This window comes from Pseudomonas sp. WOUb67, assembly GCF_050058005.1.
GTDB lineage: Bacteria > Pseudomonadota > Gammaproteobacteria > Pseudomonadales > Pseudomonadaceae > Aquipseudomonas > Aquipseudomonas putida_R.
In genome coordinates this window covers 2,502,595-2,523,314 of the sequence record NZ_CP170112.1, presented here as the reverse complement: position 1 = coordinate 2,523,314, position 20,720 = coordinate 2,502,595, and the positions used below count along the sequence as shown (strand labels likewise).

Annotated in this window: 19 protein-coding genes; 10 read left to right on the top strand and 9 right to left on the bottom strand. The window is 62.8% G+C overall.

Annotated elements, in window-relative coordinates; translation table 11 throughout:
- Positions 1 to 71: 71 nt before the first annotated feature.
- The 4 genes from ABOC32_RS11500 (at position 72) to ABOC32_RS11485 (ending at position 4,986) form a co-directional block, all read left to right on the top strand.
- Entirely contained in the window at positions 72 to 965 is an 894-nt protein-coding gene (locus tag ABOC32_RS11500) for a 2-hydroxy-3-oxopropionate reductase (RefSeq protein WP_086974384.1), read from the top strand.
- A gap of 247 nt (positions 966 to 1,212) precedes the next feature.
- Positions 1,213 to 2,487, top strand: coding sequence for a glycerate kinase type-2 family protein (locus ABOC32_RS11495; RefSeq protein ID WP_426811092.1), 1,275 nt, complete (start codon positions 1,213 to 1,215; stop codon positions 2,485 to 2,487).
- Positions 2,484 to 3,899: a pyruvate kinase gene (gene pyk / locus ABOC32_RS11490; RefSeq protein ID WP_426811091.1), complete on the top strand. Its 1,416-nt coding sequence runs from the start codon at positions 2,484 to 2,486 to the stop codon at positions 3,897 to 3,899. Before ABOC32_RS11495 ends, pyk begins: the two co-directional genes overlap by 4 nt.
- Positions 3,900 to 4,110: 211 nt before the next feature.
- Positions 4,111 to 4,986 (top strand): urea transporter, encoded by an 876-nt coding sequence (locus ABOC32_RS11485; protein ID WP_426811090.1) that lies wholly within the window; start codon positions 4,111 to 4,113, stop codon positions 4,984 to 4,986.
- Between the two features lie 12 nt (positions 4,987 to 4,998).
- Here ABOC32_RS11485 and ABOC32_RS11480 read toward each other — a convergent pair whose 3' ends face one another.
- On the bottom strand, positions 4,999 to 5,742 hold the full coding sequence (locus ABOC32_RS11480) for an RHS repeat-associated core domain-containing protein (RefSeq protein ID WP_426811089.1): 744 nt from the start codon (positions 5,740 to 5,742) through the stop codon (positions 4,999 to 5,001).
- A 145-nt stretch (positions 5,743 to 5,887) separates the two neighbouring features.
- Here ABOC32_RS11480 and ABOC32_RS11475 point away from each other — a divergent pair, with 145 nt between their 5' ends.
- The 3 genes from ABOC32_RS11475 to ABOC32_RS11465 all read left to right on the top strand — a co-directional run bounded on the left by ABOC32_RS11475 (position 5,888) and on the right by ABOC32_RS11465 (position 10,158).
- Positions 5,888 to 6,709, top strand: a complete 822-nt coding sequence (locus ABOC32_RS11475) for an ion transporter (protein ID WP_426811088.1) — start codon at positions 5,888 to 5,890, stop codon at positions 6,707 to 6,709.
- 217 nt (positions 6,710 to 6,926) lie between these two features.
- Positions 6,927 to 7,925 (top strand): sulfate ABC transporter substrate-binding protein, encoded by a 999-nt coding sequence (locus ABOC32_RS11470; protein WP_132845361.1) that lies wholly within the window; start codon positions 6,927 to 6,929, stop codon positions 7,923 to 7,925.
- Between the two features lie 208 nt (positions 7,926 to 8,133).
- A complete protein-coding gene (locus ABOC32_RS11465) occupies positions 8,134 to 10,158 on the top strand; it encodes a mechanosensitive ion channel family protein (RefSeq protein ID WP_426811087.1) in 2,025 nt (674 codons plus the stop codon).
- 101 nt (positions 10,159 to 10,259) lie between these two features.
- Here ABOC32_RS11465 and ABOC32_RS11460 read toward each other — a convergent pair whose 3' ends face one another.
- Together ABOC32_RS11460 and ABOC32_RS11455 are read right to left on the bottom strand one after the other, a co-directional pair.
- A complete protein-coding gene (locus tag ABOC32_RS11460) occupies positions 10,260 to 11,186 on the bottom strand; it encodes a class I SAM-dependent methyltransferase (RefSeq protein WP_426811086.1) in 927 nt (308 codons plus the stop codon).
- A 145-nt stretch (positions 11,187 to 11,331) separates the two neighbouring features.
- Entirely contained in the window at positions 11,332 to 12,228 is an 897-nt protein-coding gene (locus ABOC32_RS11455; protein ID WP_426811085.1) for a DMT family transporter, read from the bottom strand.
- A gap of 133 nt (positions 12,229 to 12,361) precedes the next feature.
- Between ABOC32_RS11455 and ABOC32_RS11450 the strand changes: the two genes are divergently transcribed.
- From ABOC32_RS11450 to ABOC32_RS11440, 3 genes are all read left to right on the top strand, one after another.
- Positions 12,362 to 12,799, top strand: coding sequence for an Lrp/AsnC family transcriptional regulator (locus ABOC32_RS11450; RefSeq protein ID WP_019473363.1), 438 nt, complete (start codon positions 12,362 to 12,364; stop codon positions 12,797 to 12,799).
- Between the two features lie 555 nt (positions 12,800 to 13,354).
- A complete protein-coding gene (locus ABOC32_RS11445; RefSeq protein WP_426811084.1) occupies positions 13,355 to 14,887 on the top strand; it encodes an NCS1 family nucleobase:cation symporter-1 in 1,533 nt (510 codons plus the stop codon).
- Between the two features lie 16 nt (positions 14,888 to 14,903).
- Positions 14,904 to 15,632: an aspartate/glutamate racemase family protein gene (locus ABOC32_RS11440; RefSeq protein WP_426811083.1), complete on the top strand. Its 729-nt coding sequence runs from the start codon at positions 14,904 to 14,906 to the stop codon at positions 15,630 to 15,632.
- Between the two features lie 95 nt (positions 15,633 to 15,727).
- Here the strand turns inward: ABOC32_RS11440 and ABOC32_RS11435 are convergent, their stop codons facing one another.
- The 6 genes from ABOC32_RS11435 to ABOC32_RS11410 all read right to left on the bottom strand — a co-directional run bounded on the left by ABOC32_RS11435 (position 15,728) and on the right by ABOC32_RS11410 (position 20,706).
- The gene (locus tag ABOC32_RS11435) at positions 15,728 to 16,945 is read right to left on the bottom strand and encodes a D-amino acid dehydrogenase (RefSeq protein WP_426811082.1); all 1,218 of its coding nucleotides are present in this window, start codon (positions 16,943 to 16,945) and stop codon (positions 15,728 to 15,730) included.
- Between the two features lie 44 nt (positions 16,946 to 16,989).
- Positions 16,990 to 17,652 carry a histidine phosphatase family protein gene (locus ABOC32_RS11430; RefSeq protein WP_234226745.1) on the bottom strand — a complete coding sequence of 221 codons (663 nt, stop codon included), beginning with the start codon at positions 17,650 to 17,652 and terminating at the stop codon, positions 16,990 to 16,992.
- 233 nt (positions 17,653 to 17,885) lie between these two features.
- Positions 17,886 to 18,224: an FKBP-type peptidyl-prolyl cis-trans isomerase gene (locus ABOC32_RS11425; RefSeq protein ID WP_016498588.1), complete on the bottom strand. Its 339-nt coding sequence runs from the start codon at positions 18,222 to 18,224 to the stop codon at positions 17,886 to 17,888.
- Positions 18,225 to 18,263: 39 nt separating this feature from the next.
- Complete coding sequence (locus tag ABOC32_RS11420) at positions 18,264 to 19,205, bottom strand: DMT family transporter (RefSeq protein WP_426811081.1); 942 nt, start codon at positions 19,203 to 19,205, stop codon at positions 18,264 to 18,266.
- 121 nt (positions 19,206 to 19,326) lie between these two features.
- Positions 19,327 to 19,734 carry a GFA family protein gene (locus tag ABOC32_RS11415; protein ID WP_426811080.1) on the bottom strand — a complete coding sequence of 136 codons (408 nt, stop codon included), beginning with the start codon at positions 19,732 to 19,734 and terminating at the stop codon, positions 19,327 to 19,329.
- Between the two features lie 183 nt (positions 19,735 to 19,917).
- Complete coding sequence (locus tag ABOC32_RS11410) at positions 19,918 to 20,706, bottom strand: PhzF family phenazine biosynthesis protein (RefSeq protein WP_426811079.1); 789 nt, start codon at positions 20,704 to 20,706, stop codon at positions 19,918 to 19,920.
- Positions 20,707 to 20,720: the final 14 nt, after the last annotated feature.

Below are 20,720 nucleotides of genomic sequence, written 5' to 3'. Positions count from 1 at the left end.
CGCGGGCATGCCCGCTCCCACAGGGGCCGCGGCTTGCTTGAGACATCACAAATACAAAGAGGCACATTCTCATGGCTAAAATCGGTTTCATCGGCACCGGCATCATGGGCAAGCCCATGGCCCAAAACCTGCAAAAAGCAGGTCACAGCCTGTTCGTTTCCACCCACCACGACGCCGCGCCAGCCGACCTGATCGCCGCCGGTGCAGTGGCCCTGGCCAACCCGAAAGAGGTTGCCCAGGAAGCCGAGTTCATCATCGTCATGGTGCCGGACACCCCGCAGGTTGAAAGCGTACTGTTCGGTGAAAACGGCGTGGCCGAAGGCGTGGGCCCGAACAAGGTGGTGATCGACATGAGCTCGATCTCCCCTACCGCCACCAAAGTGTTCGCCGAAAAAATCAAGGCAACCGGCGCAGCCTACCTGGACGCACCGGTGTCCGGTGGTGAAGTCGGCGCCAAGGCCGCGACCCTGAGCATCATGGTCGGTGGCTGCCCGAAAGCCTTCGAGCGCGCCCTGCCGCTGTTCGAAGCCATGGGCAAGAACATCACCCGCGTGGGTGGCAACGGTGACGGCCAGACCGCCAAGGTCGCCAACCAGATCATCGTCGCCCTGAACATCCAGGCCGTCAGCGAAGCACTGCTGTTCGCCGCCAAGAACGGCGCCGACCCGGCCAAGGTGCGTGAAGCACTGATGGGCGGCTTTGCTTCGTCGAAAATCCTCGAAGTGCACGCCGAGCGCATGATCAAGGGCACCTTCGACCCAGGCTTCCGCATCAACCTGCACCAGAAAGACCTGAGCCTGGCCCTGCAAGGCGCCAAGGAACTGGGCATCAACCTGCCCAACACCTCCAACGCCCAGCAAGTATTCAACACCTGCCAGGCCCTGGGTGGCGGCAACTGGGACCACTCGGCGCTGATCAAAGGCCTGGAGCACATGGCCAACTTCTCGATCCGCGGCGACAAGTAACCTATACCGGCCTATTCGCGGGTAAACCCGCTCCCACAGGTACTGCGCAAGGCCTTTGGGCAGCGAAACTCCTGTGGGAGCGGGTTCATCGAGGCGTCGAACCGCCGCGAAGAAGCCAACACCGCTGAACCTGCGACCACAGGTTCAGCGGTGGCACCGAGCAACACCCGCCCCTGGTTCGGCCTGCACGGAGGCAGTTCCAGGGGCGTTTTTGATTCTGCAGAACAACAATAATTGGGAGCCTGCCATGTCGGTCGATCCGCAAAAAATTCTCCGCGAGCTGTTCGACACAGCCATCGCTGCCGCCCACCCCCGCCAAGTCCTCGAACCCTACCTGCCCGCCGACCGTAGCGGCCGGGTCATCGTCATCGGCGCCGGCAAGGCCGCAGCCGCCATGGCCGAAGTGGTCGAGAAAAGCTGGCAGGGCGAAGTATCCGGCCTGGTCGTGACCCGTTACGGTCACGGCGCCAACTGCCAGAAAATCGAAGTGGTCGAAGCCGCCCACCCGGTCCCGGATGCCGCCGGCCTGGCCGTCGCCAAGCGCGTGCTGGAGCTGGTCAGCAACCTCAATGAAGACGACCGCGTCATCTTCCTGCTGTCTGGTGGCGGTTCCGCCCTGCTGGCGCTGCCGGCCGAAGGCCTGACCCTGGCCGACAAGCAGCATATCAACAAGGCACTGCTCAAATCCGGCGCCACCATCGGCGAGATGAACTGCGTGCGCAAGCACCTCTCGGCAATCAAGGGCGGCCGCCTGGCCAAGGCGTGCTGGCCGGCCACCGTCTACACCTATGCCATTTCCGATGTACCAGGCGACCTCGCAACCGTGATCGCTTCCGGCCCCACCGTGGCCGACCCGAGCACGTCGGCTGATGCCCTGGCTATCCTGAAACGCTACAACATCGAAGCGCCGAAAGCGGTCATCGACTGGCTGAACAACCCGGCCTCGGAAACCGTCAAGGCCGATGACCCGGCCCTGGCCCGCAGCCACTTCCAGCTCATCGCCAAACCCCAGCAGTCACTCGAAGCCGCCGCAGTCAAAGCCCGCCAGGCGGGTTTCAGCCCGCTGATCCTCGGCGACCTGGAAGGCGAATCGCGCGAAGTGGCCAAGGTACACGCCGGTATCGCCCGGCAAATCGTTCAGCACGGCCAGCCATTGAAGGCGCCCTGCGTGATCCTGTCCGGCGGCGAAACCACCGTGACCGTGCGCGGCAATGGCCGTGGCGGGCGCAACGCCGAGTTCCTGCTCAGCCTCACTGAAAGCCTGAAAGGCCTGCCGGGCGTGTATGCCCTGGCCGGTGACACCGACGGCATCGATGGCTCGGAAGAAAACGCCGGTGCCTTCATGACCCCGGCCAGCTACGCCCGCGCCGAAGCCCTGGGCCTGTCGGCCAGCGACGAGCTGGACGACAACAACGGCTACGGCTATTTCGCCGCGCTGGATGCGCTGATCGTCACCGAGCCGACCCGCACCAACGTCAACGACTTCCGCGCCATCCTGATCCTCGAGACTGCCCAACCATGACGCCTGATAAAAAAGTAAAGATCCTCGCCACCCTCGGCCCTGCGATCAACGGCATCGACGACATCCGCCAACTGGTCGAAGCCGGCGTGAACATCTTCCGCCTCAACTTCAGCCACGGCGAACACGCTGACCACGCCCTGCGCTACCAGTGGATCCGCGAAGTGGAGCAGCAACTCAACTACCCGCTGGGCATCCTCATGGACCTGCAAGGGCCGAAGCTGCGCGTGGGCCGTTTTGCTGAAGGCAAGGTGCAGCTGCAACGCGGCCAGGCCCTGCGCCTGGACCTGGACAAGGCCCCGGGCGACAGCCGCCGGGTCAACCTGCCACACCCTGAAATCATCGCAGCCCTTGAGCCCGGCATGGACCTGCTGCTGGACGACGGCAAGCTGCGCCTGCGCGTCACCGCCAAGCACAGCGATGCCATCGACACCGAAGTGCTGAACGGTGGCGAGCTGTCCGACCGCAAGGGCGTCAACGTGCCGCAAGCGGTGCTCGACCTCTCCCCGCTCACCGAAAAAGACCGCCGCGACCTGGCCTTTGGCCTGGAACTGGGTGTGGACTGGGTAGCCCTGTCGTTTGTACAGCGCCCCGAGGACATCGTTGAAGCGCGCCAGCTGATCGGCGACTGCGCCTACCTGATGGCCAAGATCGAGAAACCCTCGGCGGTCGAACAACTGCAAGCCATCGCCGAACTGGCAGACGCGATCATGGTGGCCCGTGGTGACCTGGGCGTGGAAGTGCCGGCCGAAAGCGTGCCGCAAATCCAGAAGCGCATCATCAACACCTGCCGCCAGCTGGGCAAACCGGTGGTGGTGGCCACGCAGATGCTCGAATCGATGCGTTTCTCGCCAGCACCCACCCGTGCCGAAGTCACCGACGTGGCCAACGCCGTGGCCGAAGGTGCGGACGCTGTGATGTTGTCGGCCGAGACAGCCTCGGGTGACTACCCGCTGGAAGCCGTGCAGATGATGAGCAAGATCATCCGCCAGGTGGAAAACGGCCCGGACTACCAGGCCCAGCTCGACGTTGGCCGGCCAAAGGCCGAGGCTACCGTGTCGGACGCCATCAGCTGCGCCATCCGCCGCATCAGCGGCATCCTGCCGGTGGCGGTGCTGGTCAACTACAGCGAGTCGGGCGCTTCGACCCTGCGTGCTGCACGCGAGCGGCCACGGGCACCGATCCTCAACCTGACGCCGAACCTGAACACCGCTCGACGCCTGAGCGTGGCCTGGGGCGTGCACTCGGTGGTCAATGACCGCCTGCGCCAGGTCGATGAAGTTGTATCTACGGCGCTGGAAATTGCCCAGGCGCAAGGCATGGCCAGCCGTGGCGACACGCTGCTGATCACTGCGGGTGTGCCTTTCGGCAAGCCAGGGTCGACTAACACGCTGCGGATCGAGACTTTGATCTGAGATTGCCGGGGGCGCTTTGCGCCCCTATCGCGACACAAGGCCGCTCCTACAAAAGCACCGCGAGACCCTCTGGCTACGCGACCCCATGTAGGAGCAGCCTTGTGCTGCGAATGGAGGGCGCAGCCCTCCCCGTACACCGATCTACCAGACCTGCGGAAACCCGAGGCCCAAAGAGGCCCACCGCCCTCCCATCAACCTCACTGACTGCCCCATGTACACCAAAAATTTCGTCAACCCGTGCCCCGACTGGGCCACGGCGTTACTCAACGGTTTCAGCCAGGTGCTGCTGCTGCGCAACCCCCTGTGCGGCCTGTGCTGCCTGCTGGCCATCCTGCTGACCGCGCCCGACCTGGTCGGCGGCGCCCTGCTCGGCGCCCTGGCCGGCCTGCTCACTGCCCAGCGTCGCGGCTACGACCGTGCCGACCGCCAGGCAGGGCTGTATTGCTACAACGGCGTACTCATCGGCCTGCTGATCAGCGCTGTGCTGCCTTGGTCGGCCATTCTGCCGCCACTGATCATCGCTGCCGGCGGCCTGTCCAGCATCATCACCCACCAGTGGCGCAAGCGCGGCGGCAAGCTGCTGATTGCCTATACGGCGCCGTTCGTGCTGCTGGGCTGGGGCACGCTGATGCTCGCCAGCCCGTCACCCAACGGTTTTGTCGAAGCCGATCCGCTGTATGCCCTGGCGCGCGGCGTCGGTCAGATCTTTCTGCTCGACAACCCCTGGGCCGGCCTGTTGATCATCCTCGGCATGTTCATCGCCAGCCCCTATGCCGCGATGTGGGCCGTGATCGGCTCGGCCATCGGCGGCGGTGTGGCACTGCTCGCTGACCAGGCGCAAGCCGCATGGCTGGGCCTGTATGGCTTCAATGCGGCACTGGCGGCACTGGCCTTCAGTAGACAAGGTGAGAAGCCGTGGGTAACGCTGCTGGCGATTATGCTGGCCCTGGTGCTGCAACCACTGTTCAAACTGCTGCCAGTGCCTGCACTTACCGCGCCGTTCGTGGTCGCCTGCTGGCTGATGCATCTGGGTACTCACCCAAGACAGGTCAAGCAGCGAAACGTTGAGATACAACTGAGAGACTGAATACGCCCTTGCCTACTCGATAGAAATCCAGTTGAAGGGCCAGGGCAAAGGGCCACGCCCCGCCTCAACCAGTTGCGCTCTGCGGTCATTATCAATCCTGATCAAGCTTGCCTGCGTTACAGCTTGATCAGGATTACGGAGAGCCTGGTCGACATTACTTCTAGCAATGCCTGCTCCGATCAGCACCCGTGAAGGAAGCGGGGCGTCCCCGCTTGCGATAAGAGCAACTTCGACCATCTGCTCTCGCGACAATGGACGCTCAGCGATTATCTGATCGAAGGCCTGCCTCTGACGCAGAGGAACATCCATTGCGATGTCGTACATTCGCGAGGAGGTCTGAGCAAACTTGTGCACGTTTTCCAAGGGCAAGTGATCGACAATTCTGCTGATGAGCTCATTAGGTAAAGCCTCAAGCGAGGTGATGGGCTGGCGGGGCACCTTGTTCAACTTTACTGCGCCAAATACTTTTTTCGTCTGGCCAGATGGATCCACATTGTTTATCGGATCCCCCTCACAGTAACAGTAAGCGTTCACCCCGCCTCGACCAAACGGACTCAACGCATCCGGGCTTAGGAACCGCATCAACGCAGGGCGATAGAAGCGATGACCATTGCCCAACGCGTAGGCCTGCATGACACTATCGCGCAACTCGCCATTGAACCCCAACCCGGCGTTCACCATTGCCGGCAAATGCCCATAGGCTGTATACGACAGCACCTGTTGCGCCAGTCCCCGCTGTTCAGCTGCATTCTTCATGACCACACGCTCGCCTACCTTCGTCCGATACCATATTGCGACCTACACAGACGTCTCGAAAACTGGCACTTTTGCCAGTTGCGCCTGTTGCAGACTTAGGGACTGACCTTCTAGGCTTGCTGCTTATGCACTCGGAACACAAGCCATGCACACCGCGCAATCCGTACGCGAACGCCTGTACATCATGGTCTTCCAGACCGACACCGTAGCTGGCCGCCGCTTCGACAAGATCCTGCTGCTGATCATTCTCGCCAGCCTGGTCACCGTCATCCTCGACAGCATCGACGATGTACACCAGAGCTACTCCGGCGTGCTGGCCGCCATCGAATGGGGCTTTACCGCGATCTTCCTGGCCGAGTACATCACCCGCCTGTACTGCTCGCCCAAACCCTTGCGCTATGCCTTCAGTTTCTACGGCCTGGTCGACTTGCTGGCAATCGTGCCGGGGATCATCGCGTTGTACTACAGCGACGCCCAGTACCTGCTCATCATCCGGGTGATACGGATGCTGCGGATCTTCCGCGTGCTCAAGCTCAGCCCGTACCTCAAGCAGGCGCATTACCTGATGGAGGCGCTGCGCGGCAGCAAGCAGAAGATCATCGTGTTCCTGGTGACGGTATCGACCCTGGTGACCGTATTCGGCACGCTGATGTACGTGATCGAAGGGCCGGAGCACGGCTTTACCAGCATCCCCAAGGGCATCTACTGGGCCATCGTCACCCTCACCACCGTGGGCTTTGGCGACATCGTGCCGAAGACACCGCTGGGGCAGGTGCTGTCGTCGCTGGTGATGATCACCGGTTACTCGATCATTGCCGTGCCGACCGGCATCTTTACTGCCGAACTGGCCAACGCCATGCGCGGGGAGCAGTTGCAGCATGACTGCCCGACTTGCCACAAGAAGACCCATGAGCATGGGGCGGCGTTCTGTTCCCGGTGTGGGAATGGGTTGTTTCCCAAGCAATGATGCTGCCTGTACCGGCCCTTTCGCGGGCTCGCCCGCTCCCACAGGATCACCACAAGGCTGAACGGTGTGCGGTCCCTGTGGGAGCGGGCGAGCCCGCGAAAGGGCCGGCACAGGCAGAAGCATAACCAAAGTCGTTTTTGTTCTTTAACCCGCGCAAACCCACCCGCTATAGTCGCTGGCAATCTGCCCCAATAACCTTCAAGAACAAGGAAGCAACGTGAAAAAACTCTTCACCGCCTCGCTGCTCGCCGCAGGCCTGGCCCTGGGCAACCTCGCCCAGGCCGCCCCTACCCTGCTGAACGTTTCCTACGACGTGATGCGCGACTTCTACAAGGACTACAACCCGGCCTTCCAGAAGCACTGGGAAGCCGAGCACAAAGAGAAGGTCAACGTGCAGATGTCCTTCGGCGGTTCGAGCAAGCAGGCGCGTGCAGTGATCGATGGCCTGCCGGCCGATGTCATCACCATGAACATGGCCACCGACATCAACGCCCTGGTCGACAATGGCAAGCTGGTACCGGACAACTGGGTAACCCGCCTGCCGAACAACAGCGCGCCGTTCACCTCGGCCACTGTGTTCATCGTGCGCAAGGGCAACCCGAAAGCCCTGAAAGACTGGCCTGACCTGCTGAAAGACGGCGTGCAAGTGATCGTGCCCAACCCGAAAACGTCGGGTAACGGCCGCTACACCTACCTGTCGGCCTGGGGCTATGTGCTCAAGCAAGGCGGTGATGAAACCAAGGCCCGCGATTTCGTCGGCAAGCTGTTCAAGCAGGCGCCGGTGCTGGACACCGGTGGCCGTGCCGCCACCACCACCTTCATGACCAACCAGATTGGTGATGTGCTGGTCACCTTCGAGAACGAAGCCGAGATGATCGCCCGCGAGTTCGGCCGCGACCAGTTCGAAGTGGTTTACCCAAGCGTGTCGGCCGAAGCCGAGCCACCTGTCAGCGTGGTCGACAAGGTCGTGGCGAAGAAAGGTACCCAGGCCGTGGCCGAGGAATACCTGAAGTACCTGTGGTCGCCAGAAGCCCAGGAGATCGCCGCCAACAACTACCTGCGCCCGCGTGATGCAACTGTACTGGCCAAGTACACTGACCGCTTCCCGAAAGTGGACTTCCTGTCGGTGGAGAAAACATTTGGTGACTGGCGCACTGTGCAAAAGACCCACTTCAATGATGGTGGGGTTTTTGACCAGATCTATACCGGTCAGTAATTGATATAGGCAGGTCCGGCCCTATCGCCGGCAAGCCAGCTCCCACATGGATCGCACAATGCCCGAGGCGTGTGCAGTACCTGTGGGAGCTGGCTTGCCGGCGATAGGGCCAGTAGCTTTGACACACTTCTTCGAACTTTCTCCATCAACCTGCAATCAGTTCCTTGAGTAACCCTGCCCCGCTCACCCCGGCCCAAGGAGTACTCCAGTGCTGCGTTTTCTCTCTACCCTGCTGCTCGGCTGCCTGCTGAGCACCCACCTGTTGGCCGCTGACCCCGCCCCCACCGAAGAACAACCCGCCGAACCCGAACCGGTATTGCAAGGCGGACTGCTTGGCGCCCTGGCCGACGGCCTGGACAGCGCCGCCCAGGAGCTGGACCTGGACGCCCACCTGGTGGATGCCTGGCGCCTGCGCACCGACCGCGCCGCCAAGGAAGTCGAACGCCTGGTCGACCGCCATTCGGCCACCGATTCGCTGCAACTGGCCAGCAACTTCATTCTGCTCACCCTCACCTGGGCCGCCAGCTTCGCGGCACTCACCAGCCTCGGCCGCTGGGTCGCCAAACGCACTTCAGGCACGCCATGGCTACGCGAACGCAAACGCGCCAGCAGCCTGCTCGGCTACCTGCTGCCCTACACCCTGCCGGCCCTGGCCAGCCTGCCGCTGACGCTGTACGCCAGCCGCTTCCTCGACCCGTCAGTGGCCCGCGCGCTGGGCCTGAGCCTGGCCTATGCCACTAGCAGCGGCCTGTTCTCGACTTCGATCATCCTCTGCCTGGTGACCCTGTTCGATGCCGGCCACAAACGCGACGCCGTGGCGGTGATCAAACGCCTGGCCCCCCGCCCGCTGTTCATGATCGGCTTTCTCGCGGCCTGGAGCGACGCCCTGACCAGCCCGCAGATCGCCCGCCAGCTGGGCGGTAACATCACCGCCAGCATCGCCGTAGCCACGGGCCTGATTGCCACTTTCATCTTCGCCAGCCTGGTGATCCGCCTGCGCCGCCCGGTCGCGCACCTGATCCGCAACCGCGCCTTCAAGGACCGCGTGCAGCATCGCGCCGTGCAGGAAACCCTGCGGATCTTTTCGGTGCTGTGGTATTTGCCAATCCTGCTGATGATCCTGGTTTCGGCCATTCACCTGATCGGCGCCGGCGAAGAAAGCCAGAAGGCCCTGCAGAAGGCCTTGCTGACCACTGTACTGCTGGTCTCGACCGTGTTCCTCAGCACCTTGCTGCAACACTTGCTGGCCCAGCGCGAAACCGACCCTGCGCAACGGGTACGCCCCTACAAGGAACTGCTGCGCAGCCTCGCCCATGCACTACTGCGTATAGCCATGGCGGTCACCTTCATCGAACTGCTGGGGCGCATCTGGGGCTTCTCGGTGGTCGATTTCGCCCTGAGCAACAGCCTGGGCCAGGCGATCAGCAACTCGCTGTCGAGCATTGGCCTGATCCTGCTGGTCACCTGGCTGCTGTGGGTGGTACTCGACACGGCCATCCAGGAAGCACTCAAGCCACCCGTTGGCCGGCGCAGCGCGCGCCAGCCGAGCACCCGGGTACGGACCATCCTGCCGATGCTGCGCAATGCGATCAAAGTGATCCTGATCGTCATCTGCACCATCACCACCATGGCCAACCTGGGCATCAACGTAGCCCCGCTGCTGGCCGGTGCCGGGGTGATCGGCCTGGCCATCGGCTTCGGCTCGCAGCAGCTGGTGCAGGATGTGATTACCGGGTTGTTCATCCTGATCGAGGACACCATTTCCATCGGCGACTGGGTAGTGCTCGATTCCGGCCATGCCGGTACTGTCGAAAGCCTGACCATCCGTACCTTGCGCCTGCGCGATGGCAAAGGCTTCGTGCACTCGGTGCCGTTCGGCCAGATCAAGGCGGTTACCAACCAGTCGCGGCAGTTCGCCTATGCGTTCTTCTCGGTGCAGTTCACCTACGACAGTGATGTGGATGCGTCACTGGCGCTGATCCATGAGGTGGGCAAGTCGATCAGCGAAGACCCGCTGCTGCGCATCAACCTGCAAGGGCCGTTGCAGGTGTTCGGGGTGGACCGCATGGACTTGAACGGGTTTGTGCTGACGGCGCAGTTCCGCACCATTTCCGGTGGGCAGTATGCCGTGAGCCGGGCGTTCAACGAGCGGCTGAAGAAGCGGGTGGACCAGACCGACAAGGTGAGCTTTGCCCAGGTGTATCCGCTGCCGGTGCAGGCCCTGGGGGCTTGATTTCGCCTGTACCGGCCTCTTCGCGGGTAAACCCGCTCCTACAAACGGGTGCGTTCCCAGTGGGAGCGGGTTTACCCGCGAAGAGGCCAGCAAGGGCAACATCAAACCTGACGGAATACCAAGGCTTTGAGCCCGCCGGCCGGGTCCACATCCGGAAACTCCGGCGGGTTTTCCAGCCGCTCGACAAACGCCAACGAAGGCGCCTGCTCAGCCATCCCTTCAATGAGAAACTCCGGCCCGATTCCCGGATCGTTGACGCAAGCCAGCACCGTCCCACCCACGTTCAGCAACTCCGGCAAACGCCGCAGGATCTTCGCGTAATCCTGGGTCAGCACAAAGCTGCCACGCTGGAAGGTGGGCGGGTCGATGATGATCAGGTCGTAAGGCCCGTACTTGCGCACCTTGCCCCACGACTTGAACAGCTCATGCCCCAGGTAGGCCACCCGCGACGCATCGTGGCCATTCAGGCGATGGTTATCGCGCCCACGGGACAGCGCCGACTTGGCCATGTCCAGGTTCACTACCTGCTCGGCGCCCCCGGCAATCGCTGCCACCGAGAAGCCGCAGGTGTAGGCGAACAGGTTCAGCACGCGCTTGCCCGCCGCCTGCTCGCGCACCCAGCGTCGGCCGTAGCGCATGTCCAGGAACAGGCCGATGTTCTGCCGCACGCCCAGGTCCAGCAGGTAGGTCAGGCCGTCCTCGACCACCTCGCGTTGCTGGCACGGCTCGCCCAGCAACCACTGGCCCGGGCTATCGGGCAGGTAGCGGTGCTGGATGATAATGGCCTGGCCGGTCCATTGCGGGGACTGGGCCACAGTGCGCAGCATGGCTTCCAGCTCGGCCAACTGGCCTTCTGGCAGCTCGCGGAACAGGGCGACCGACAGCACACCTTGCAACCAGTCGACAGTGACCTGCTCCAGGCCTGCCCAGCAGCGGCCACGGCCATGGAACAGGCGGCGGGTTTCCTGCGGGGCAGGGTCGAGGGCGGCGAGCAGGTGTTGCTCAAGGGTGTGGATCGGGGAAGTCATGGTGGGTCGCAGGCTGGCAAAAGCGGCATTCTACCTTGCTGGCCTCTTCGCGGGCACGCCCGCTCCCACAGGAATATCACAAGGCCAAGACCTGCACCGTACCTGTGGGAGCGGGCTTGCCCGCGAAGAGGCCAGCAGGGTCACCTCAAGGCTTGACTACAACCCGCGCCGGCCGAAACCACCACCCCTGCTGCATCCCCGCCGCTGCCAGCAGAATGAGCCCTACTCCCAGCCATTGCAGCGGCGCCAGCCGGTGCCCGAAAGCCACCCAATCCACCAGAATGGCTGCAATCGGGTAGACGAACGACAGCGCCCCCGTCAACGCCGTAGGCAAACGCTGAATGACGCTGTACAACAGCACGTACATCACGCCGGTATGGACGATGCCCAGCGTCAACAGGCTGGCCAGCGCAGGCACTTCACCCGGCAGCCCGCCGAGCTTGACCCACGGCGCCAGCAACAGCACACCCGTGGTTACCTGAATCAATGCAATCAGGTGAGGTGGCGTGCCTTTCAGCCGCTTGATGATCAACGCCGCAATGGCATACAAAAACGCCGCGCCCAGTGCCAGGGCAATGCCCAGCAGATAGTCTTCGCCACCGCCCTGCCCCGCACCGTGGGCGCTGACGATGGCCAACATGCCGAGGAAGGCGACACTCAGCCAGGTAACCTTGGCCAGGGTGATCTTTTCGCCCAGGAACAGTGCCGCCAGCCCCACCAGCATGAACGGCTGCACGTTGTACACCGCTGTCCCGATGGCGATTGACGCACGGGAATACGAGGCAAACAGCAGCAGCCAGTTGCCGACAATGGCTACGCCGCTGGCAATCGCCAGCAGGAACGCCGTGCGGCTGATCACCCCAGACCGCAAAAAGCCGAAAGCGGCGCAAATCACCAGCAAGGTCACGGCGCCGAACACGCAGCGCCAGAACACCACCTCGAGCACCGGCTGCCCGGACACCAGCACGAACCAGCCGATGGTCCCGGAAATCAGCATGGCGGCGACCATTTCCAGCGAGCCGCGGCGCATTGAACTGTCCATCTCACACCTCCCGTTGACGATGGCAACAGTATGCAAAGGTTACCGCTAAGCCTTCCAGCGGATAACAAAGGCAAACTTACAGCCTTGCCTTTACTATCAAGGCAAATAACGCGAACTACCTGATGAGGCGACCATGACCGATGCCATCGACCAACTGTTGATCAATGCACTGATGGAAGACTCGCGCCGCTCGCTCAAAGCCCTGGCCCAGGTCAGCGGGCTGTCCGCGCCCAGCGTCAGCGAGCGCCTGCGCCGCCTGGAAGAGCGTGGCGTGCTGCGCGGCTATACCGTGGAGGTCGACCCGCGCGCCTTTGGCTACCAGTTGCAGGCCATCGTGCGCATCCGCCCACTGCCGGGCCAGCTGCAGGAGGTGGAACGGCAGATCATTGCCATCCCCGAGTTCACCGAGTGCGACAAGGTCACCGGCGAAGACTGTTTCATTGCCCGGTTGCATGTGCGCTCGATGGAGCAGTTGGACACCCTGCTTGACCGCATCAATGTGCTGGCCGAGACCAACACCGCCATCATCAAGAAAAGCCCGGTGAAGCGGCGGTTGCCGCCGATGGAATGATTTCACTTGTTCCGGCCTCTTCGCGGGTGAACCCGCTCCCACAGGTACTTCACCAGATCTGGGCTTGTGATGGACCCTGTGGGAGCGGGTTTACCCGCGAAGAGGCCGAAGCAGGAAAAGCTGACTATTTTTTGTACACACAAATGTCACCATAAGTGCCATTTTTGTGTGCACTTCCTTCAGAAACGCCCCATCGCGTTACACACTCCCCGCCACTAATTTTGACCATTCGATCAACTAACTAGTCGATATAAAATTTAAACCTGTTCATTCGGTCAACTTATATCTTCTTTATTTCATTAACTTATCTTTCAACAAGATAAGTTCGAAATGATCACCTGCAGAAACTTGCTTTCCCTTGGCATGGAACTCGCTTTTGTGTGTTCGTGTTTTGTATACAACTTGAACAAAACATAAATACACAAGAACCCGCGACGCCGGTCCAAAGCCGGCCGCCGCGCCCAGAACCCTGTGATGCCAAGCTGCACCGACGAGATGGCGAGCCCGTGCGCATGCCCGCTCATCGCAGTCAACGTGCATCAGGAGCCCGCCGGAATGAGTAGCAGCCTCGACCTTGCCCCTGAACTATCCGTCGCCAGCACCCACCCCGCTTCCAACCTCGTCGGCAATGCGCCGGAACTGGCCCTGAGCCCGCGCCTGCACAACCGCGACCTTGCCCCGACACGCATCGAAGGGCGGCGCTGGGGTGGCTACAGCATCTTCGCGTTGTGGACAAACGATGTGCACAATATTGCCAACTATTCGTTTGCCATGGGCTTGTTCGCCCTCGGTCTGGGTGGCTGGCAAATTCTGCTGTCGCTGGCCATTGGCGCAGCGCTGGTGTACTTCTTCATGAACCTGTCCGGCTACATGGGGCAGAAAACCGGGGTGCCGTTCCCGGTCATCAGCCGCATTGCCTTCGGCATCCACGGCGCACAGATACCGGCGCTGATCCGCGCAGTCATTGCCATCGCCTGGTTCGGCATCCAGACCTACCTGGCCTCGGTGGTGCTGCGCGTGCTGCTTACCGCCGTGTGGCCGCAAATGGCAGCCTACGACCATGACAGCATCCTTGGCCTGTCGAGCCTGGGCTGGGTGTGCTTCGTGTCGATCTGGCTGGTGCAGCTGGTGATCCTGGCGTACGGCATGGAGATGGTGCGCCGCTACGAGGCCTTCGCCGGCCCGGTGATCCTGCTGACCGTTGCCGCCATGGCAGTGTTCATGTACTTCAAGGCCGACGCGCGCATCGCCTGGTCGGTCGCCGAGCCACTGACCGGCGTTGACATGTGGCGCAACATCTTCGCCGGCGGCGCATTGTGGCTGGCGATCTACGGCACCCTGGTGCTGAACTTCTGTGACTTCGCCCGCTCCTCGCCGTGCCGAAAGACCATCCGCGTCGGCAACTTCTGGGGCCTCCCGGTGAACATCCTGGTGTTTGCCGTGATCACCGTGGTGCTGTGCGGCGCGCAGTTCCAGATCAACGGCCAGATCATCGACAGCCCGACCCAGATCGTCGCCGCCATCCCCAGCACGTTGTTCCTGGTACTGGGCTGCGTGGCCTTCCTGATTGTCACCGTGGCGGTGAACATCATGGCCAACTTCGTCGCCCCGGCCTTCGTACTCAGCAACCTGGCGCCACGCCACCTGAACTTCCGCCGCGCCGGGCTGATCAGCGCCACCCTGGCGGTGCTGATCCTGCCGTGGAACCTGTACAACAGCCCGCTGGTGATCGTGTACTTCCTGTCCGGCCTGGGTGCCCTGCTCGGCCCGCTGTACGGGGTGATCATGTCCGACTACTGGTTGCTGCGCAAAGGCTGCATCAACGTGCCGGAGCTGTACACCGAGCACCCGGCCGGCGCCTACCACTACAGCAAAGGTATCAACCTGCGCGCCGTGGCCGCCTTCGTGCCCGCTGCGCTGCTGGCCATCCTGCTGGCCCTGGTACCCAGTTTCCACAGCGTGGCGCCGTTCTCCTGGCTGATCGGTGCCGGCATCGCCGCCGTCCTGTACCTGCTGATCGCACCGCGCAACCGCCACTACGTTGATGCCAGCGGCGAGTGCATCGCCGTCGACCACAGCAGCCATTAATCAGGGAGGACTGCCCATGCGTATTCTGATCGCCAACGTCAACACCACCGAAGCCATCACCGAAGCCATTGCTCAGCAAGCCCGAGCCGTAGCAGCGCCCGGTACCGAAATCATCGGCCTTACCCCTTGGTTTGGCGCCGAGTCGGTGGAAGGCAACTTCGAAAGCTACCTGGCTGCCATCGCCGTGATGGACCGGGTACTGGCCTACGAGGGCCCCTACGACGCCGTGATCCAGGCCGGATACGGCGAACACGGCCGCGAAGGCCTGCAGGAATTGCTGAACGTGCCAGTGGTGGACATTACCGATGCAGCTGCCAGCACCGCGATGTACCTGGGCCATGCCTATTCCGTGGTCACCACGCTGGACCGCACCGTGCCGCTGATCGAAGACCGTCTGAAGCTGTCCGGCCTTTATGACCGCTGTGCGTCGGTGCGGGCCAGCGGGCTGGCGGTGCTGGAACTGGAAGCCGACCCGCAACGGGCCGTGGAGGCGATTGTCGAGCAGGCGGAACGCGCCGTGCGTGACGACAAGGCCGAAGTGATCTGCCTGGGTTGCGGCGGCATGGCCGGGCTGGACGAGCAGATCCGCCAGCGTACCGGCGTGCCGGTGGTGGACGGTGTGAGCGCGGCGGTAACCATTGCCGAATCGCTGGTGCGCATGGGCTTGAGCACCTCCAAGGTGCGCACCTATGCCACGCCGCGGGCGAAAAAGGTGGTGGGCTGGCCGGTGCGGTTTGGCCGCTGATCCAGCGCTTTCCTGTTCCGGCCTCTTCGCGGGTAAACCCGCTCCCACAGGGATCGCACAGCACTCAGGCTTGTAGTGATCCTGTGGGAGCGGGTTTACCCGCGAAGAGGCCGGTCCTGCGAAATCATTATTTGAGCCACGCGCTGCGCGCTGCCACAGGCCAAGGTAAACCCCAGGGCCCCATGCCCCAGGTTCAGCCACAGGTTGTGATACACCGTCCCGCCAATGATCGGCACCCCGGTCGGTGTTGCCGGTCGCATCCCCGCCCACTCCACCGCCTGGCCATAATCGGCAGCCATCGGTAATGTCTCCAGCGCCAGCCGCCGCATGCTCTGCAACCTGCGCTTCTCCACCGACTCGTCGAAGCCGACAATGTCCACCATCGCCGCCACCCGCAGCTGCTGCCCCAGGCGGGCGTAGACGATCTTGCGTTCATAGTCGGTAAGGCTCACCTCCGGTGCCCGGTGCCCGGCGCTGATCGGTGCCGTCAGGCTGTAACCCTTCAGCGGGTAGACCGGTATGTGCACCCCCGGCAATGCCAAGCCTGGGCCACGGTGCCCGGCACACAGCACCAACTGCTCCACATCCAGTTGTTCATCGCCCAGTTGCAGCGCGACGACCTGGTCCTGGCGCCGTACCAACTGCGTCACTGGCCGGCCCAGCAGGAAGCGGCATTGCCCCGAAGCGCGCAACAGTGCCTCCAGACGCTGGCAAAACAAGTGGCAGTCGCCAACCTCTTCATCCGCGGTGAACACGCCCCCCACAAATAGTGCGCCCTCCAGGGCAGGGTCCAGCACACGCAACTCGCCTGCCGTCAGCACCCGCTGGCTGGCCGGGTCCGTCAACTGCCCCCGGCCATGGGCAAAGGCCCGCTCGCTGCGAAAAGCCACCAGCTTGCCATTGCGCCGCCAGTTGAAATCACCGAAATCCTGGCTTTCGCGCCATTGCGCCAGAACGGCCTGGCTGCGCAGCGCCAGCTCCAGCAGTTGCCCGGCATTACGGCGATTGACGCTGCGCCGGCAAGCCAGAATGAATGCCAACAGCCACCGCCATTGCGCCGGGTCCAGACGCACGCGCAGGCGCAGCGGCGACTCGCCCTGCAACAGCCAGCCCAGTGCCTGCCACGGCACCCCGGCATCAGCCAGCGGCGCCACATAGCGATAGGACAATTGCCCGCCATTGGCGAAGCTGGTGGCCGACGCCAGGCTGTCGCGGGCCTCGATCAAGTCAACCGACCGCCCCTCACGAACCAGCGCGTAGGCCGTCGCCAGGCCCACCACCCCGCCACCGATTACCGTTACCCGCTGCTTCATCACGCTTCCCTGTTTCGGCTTCCTGGCCAAACAGTACCAGCGGATCAGGTCGGGCAGCTATGCGCACCGCCATTCAAGCCCTGCCGCACGTTGCGGCTGAGCAGGCTGGCTTTGCCGTCGTGCCAGGTCAGGGTCAGTACATAGAGGGTGTCGAAGTCGTCGCCGCTCCAGTCCTCGGTGATCACCCGCTCTTCACCCAGGGCCTTGCCGGCCACAGTGTTGATCAATTCCGGCAGGTAGCCGTGGGACCAGGCGGTGTAGATGGTCGCATTGCGGTATTTGTCGCTCAGCAACTCATCGGCCAGGTCTTCGGTGTCGTTGGCGCCGTAGTCGATGTTCACGGGCAAGCCGAGACGGATGGCGCTAGGGGTGATGGTCATCAGCGGGCGGATGTAGCTGTAGCTTTCGTCCTTGCTGCCTTCCTCGACATGCCGCGAAGGGTTGGCGGCAAACACGTAGTCGGCATTACCGAAGCGCTCTGGCAGCAAGGTTGCCAGGTCCAGTGCACGGTTGAGGCCCTGGCAGTTCAACTGGCCCAGCCCCTCACCCGGTTTCTCGGCATGGCGCAAGAACACCAGGGTCTGGGTGCCATCCACCGGTTCGGCCCGGCTTTCGACAGCCTCCAGCGCCAACGGTACGGCGACGGCCGTGAGTACCAGGCTCAGCAGCAAATGGCGACGACGGCGGAAGAATGTTGGCAACTTCATCAAGGCAGGCTCGTGTGGCAGAGAAAATCGGGTTGACCCGCCACATCGCCCTGCCAGCTGCAGGGCGCCCTTGTAGTGAATGCCATCCTTGGCAACGAGTGAGGGTCAGAGTGCCCTGAACCCGTTTGGTTCCTCCCTGGAGGTGGATGCCGTTCCCTAGGCAAGGCCTAGATTAGGGGATGGGTGTTGCTGAAATATGTAGGGTGCAAGAACCTGAGGTTGCAATGCAGCCTTCAATCATCCCGCGTCAGCACTTCCAGCAATTCGATCTCAAAGGTCAGGTCCGAACCAGGCGGTATCGCCCCCACACTGCGCTCGCCATAGCCCAGGTGCGCAGGCACCAGCAGTTTGCGTTTGCCGCCAACGCGCATCCCCATCAGGCCCTGGTCCCAACCCTTGATCACCCGACCCGTGCCTATCACGCACTGGAACGGCTTGCCGCGTGACCAGGACGAGTCGAATTCGCTGCCGTCGGCCAGCCAGCCGGTGTACTGGGTGGTAATCAGGGCGCCTTTGACGGCGGCTTTGCCTTCACCCTCGACCAGGTCGATGATCTGCAGTTCTTGGCTCACGGGCACACTCCAACACGGGGAAACAAAGCCGCCCTTTTCTCAGGAATGCACCGGTTTGGCAAGCTCACGTGGCGTTTCATGCTGGCGCATCGACCACAGCACGCCGCCGACCACCAGCACGATCGCCGCGGCTTCCAACAGGCTCGGCCCGGTCTGGCGCCAAAGAAAGGCATACAACAGCGCGAAAAGGGTTTCGAACACGATCAGTTGCCCGCTCAAGGTCAACGGCAGGCGTTTGGATGCGGCGTTCCACAGCGCCATGGCCAGCCACGAGCCCAGCACCGCGCAGGCCAGGCTGGCGGCCCAGAACAACCACCAACGCGACATTGGCGCCTCCACCTGCAACTGTTGTGGCTGCCATAGAGCAAGGCCTGCAACCATCAACAGGCTGGCCAGGCCCGTCATCACCCCGCACAGCACCGACCACTGATGACTGTCGAAATGGCCGCACTGTTTCAGGTAGCGGCTGTTCTGCACTGCATACCAGGTCCAACAGGCCAGGGCAGCCAGCGCGTAGAACAGGCCCATCAGCTTGTCGCCGATATCGCCGGGGGCAAACGCGAAGGTTTCCAGGTTGATACACAGCATGCCCGCAAGAATCAGCGCCAGCGGGCCGACCAGCCGCGCCAGGGGCACCGCGCCGCTGTCGTTGCGGCCGTACAGGGTGATGGTCAGCGGCAACACACCGACGATCAGCGAGGCCGGGGCCACACCCAGCCGCTGGATCGCCGCCACCAGGAAGACGAAGTACACCAGGTTGCCGATCACTGCCAAGCGCAGCAGCATCCACGCATCGCTTGCAGTCAGCTGGCGCAACTGGCGCGCCATGGGCAGCGCCAGCAGCAGCGAGATCACCCCGACCATCAGGTAGCGCGCGCTGCTTAGCAGCATCGGGTTGAACTCGGGCAGCAGCTCGGGAACCATCAGCACCATGCCCCATAACGCACCGGCCATGCCGGCGTACATCACACCGCGTTTCACGTGTCTGCTCCTGTTTCAAGATGGGCGCAGGCTACCTGCATGCGGCGTGTCGGGCAAAAGATGAATACGCATGGTGCCATTCCCGGGAGGAATGGGTACTACACGTGTCGACAGACGGTTGTCAGCTGCTCTGCTCGAACACTTCTTGGCCGGTCAGCTCTTTGGTCTGGTTGGCGAAGCAGTACCAGGCGGGCTTCTGCTCGACAAAAATCTGCAGATCGAAATCCCATTCCTGGTCCCCATCCAGCAGGCCGACCGGCACCGCATGGAAGTCGTTGGCCTTCAGCCGGTAATACAGGTGCGTGCCGCATTGGCCGCAGAACCCTCGCTGGGCCCAGTCGGAGGAGTCGTAGACACTGGCGGCACGCCCCTCGATCACTGGTGGTTGGCTGCAATGCACCACCAGCAACGGGCCGCCAGTCCACTTGCGGCACATGCTGCAATGGCAGGCGCTGATATGGGTGTTGTCGACGGTGACCTTGAGCGTGGTGGCGCCGCACAGGCAGGTGCCTTGTTTTTCCATGGCCATGGCTGGTTCCTTTAGCGAGGGTTGGGCCAGCAATTATAGATCCACGCTCTTTGTGGGAGCGGCCTTGCGTCGCGATTGGGCCGCAAAGCGGCCCCCGAAGATCGCGCTGTTGCTGAATCCGGGGGGCTGCTTTGCAGCCCAATCGCGACGCAAGGCCGCTCCCACAGATATCCGCGCACTTCCTTAGATGTATGCCGTACCGCGCAGGTACAACGCCGCCCGCCCGCTGATGATCACCCGGCCATTGCCCGGTACTTCACACAGCAGCTGGCCTTTGCGTGCCCCGCCCTGCTCGCAGCTCAGCACCTGCTTGCCCAGGCGCTCAGCCCACACTGGCGCCAGCGAGGTGTGTGCCGAGCCGGTGACCGGGTCTTCGTTCACACCCACCCGTGGGCCGAACCAGCGGGTGACGAAATCAAAGCCACGCCCTGCCGCCGTCACGGCAATGCCGCGCACGTCGAAGGCCGACAGCGCCACAAAGTCCGGCTTCAGTGTGTCGAGCAACAGGGCGTCATCAATCACGACTACATAATCATCGCTGCGGTATACCGCCTGTGCCTGGCTCAAACCCAGCGCTTGCAGCAGGCCCGCCGGGGTTTCCACGACGGCCGGTTGCTTGGCCGGGAAGTCCATGGCCAGCAGCCCGTCAGCGCCACGGCTGACGCGCAGTTCGCCACTGCGGGTGTTGAAGCGCAGTACCTGCGCCCGCTCACCCAGCTGCTCGAACAGCACATAGGCCGACGCCAGGGTGGCGTGGCCGCACAGGTCAACTTCAACGGTCGGGGTGAACCAGCGCAGGTCGAAGGTTTCGCCGTTACGCACGAAGTAGGCGGTTTCCGACAGGTTGTTTTCTTCGGCAATGCGCTGCAGCACATCGTCCGGCAGCCAGGCTTCAAGCGGGATCACCGCCGCCGGGTTGCCACCGAACGGTTCAGCGGAAAAGGCATCGACCTGGAAGATTTCGAGTTGCATGCACACACTCCTTG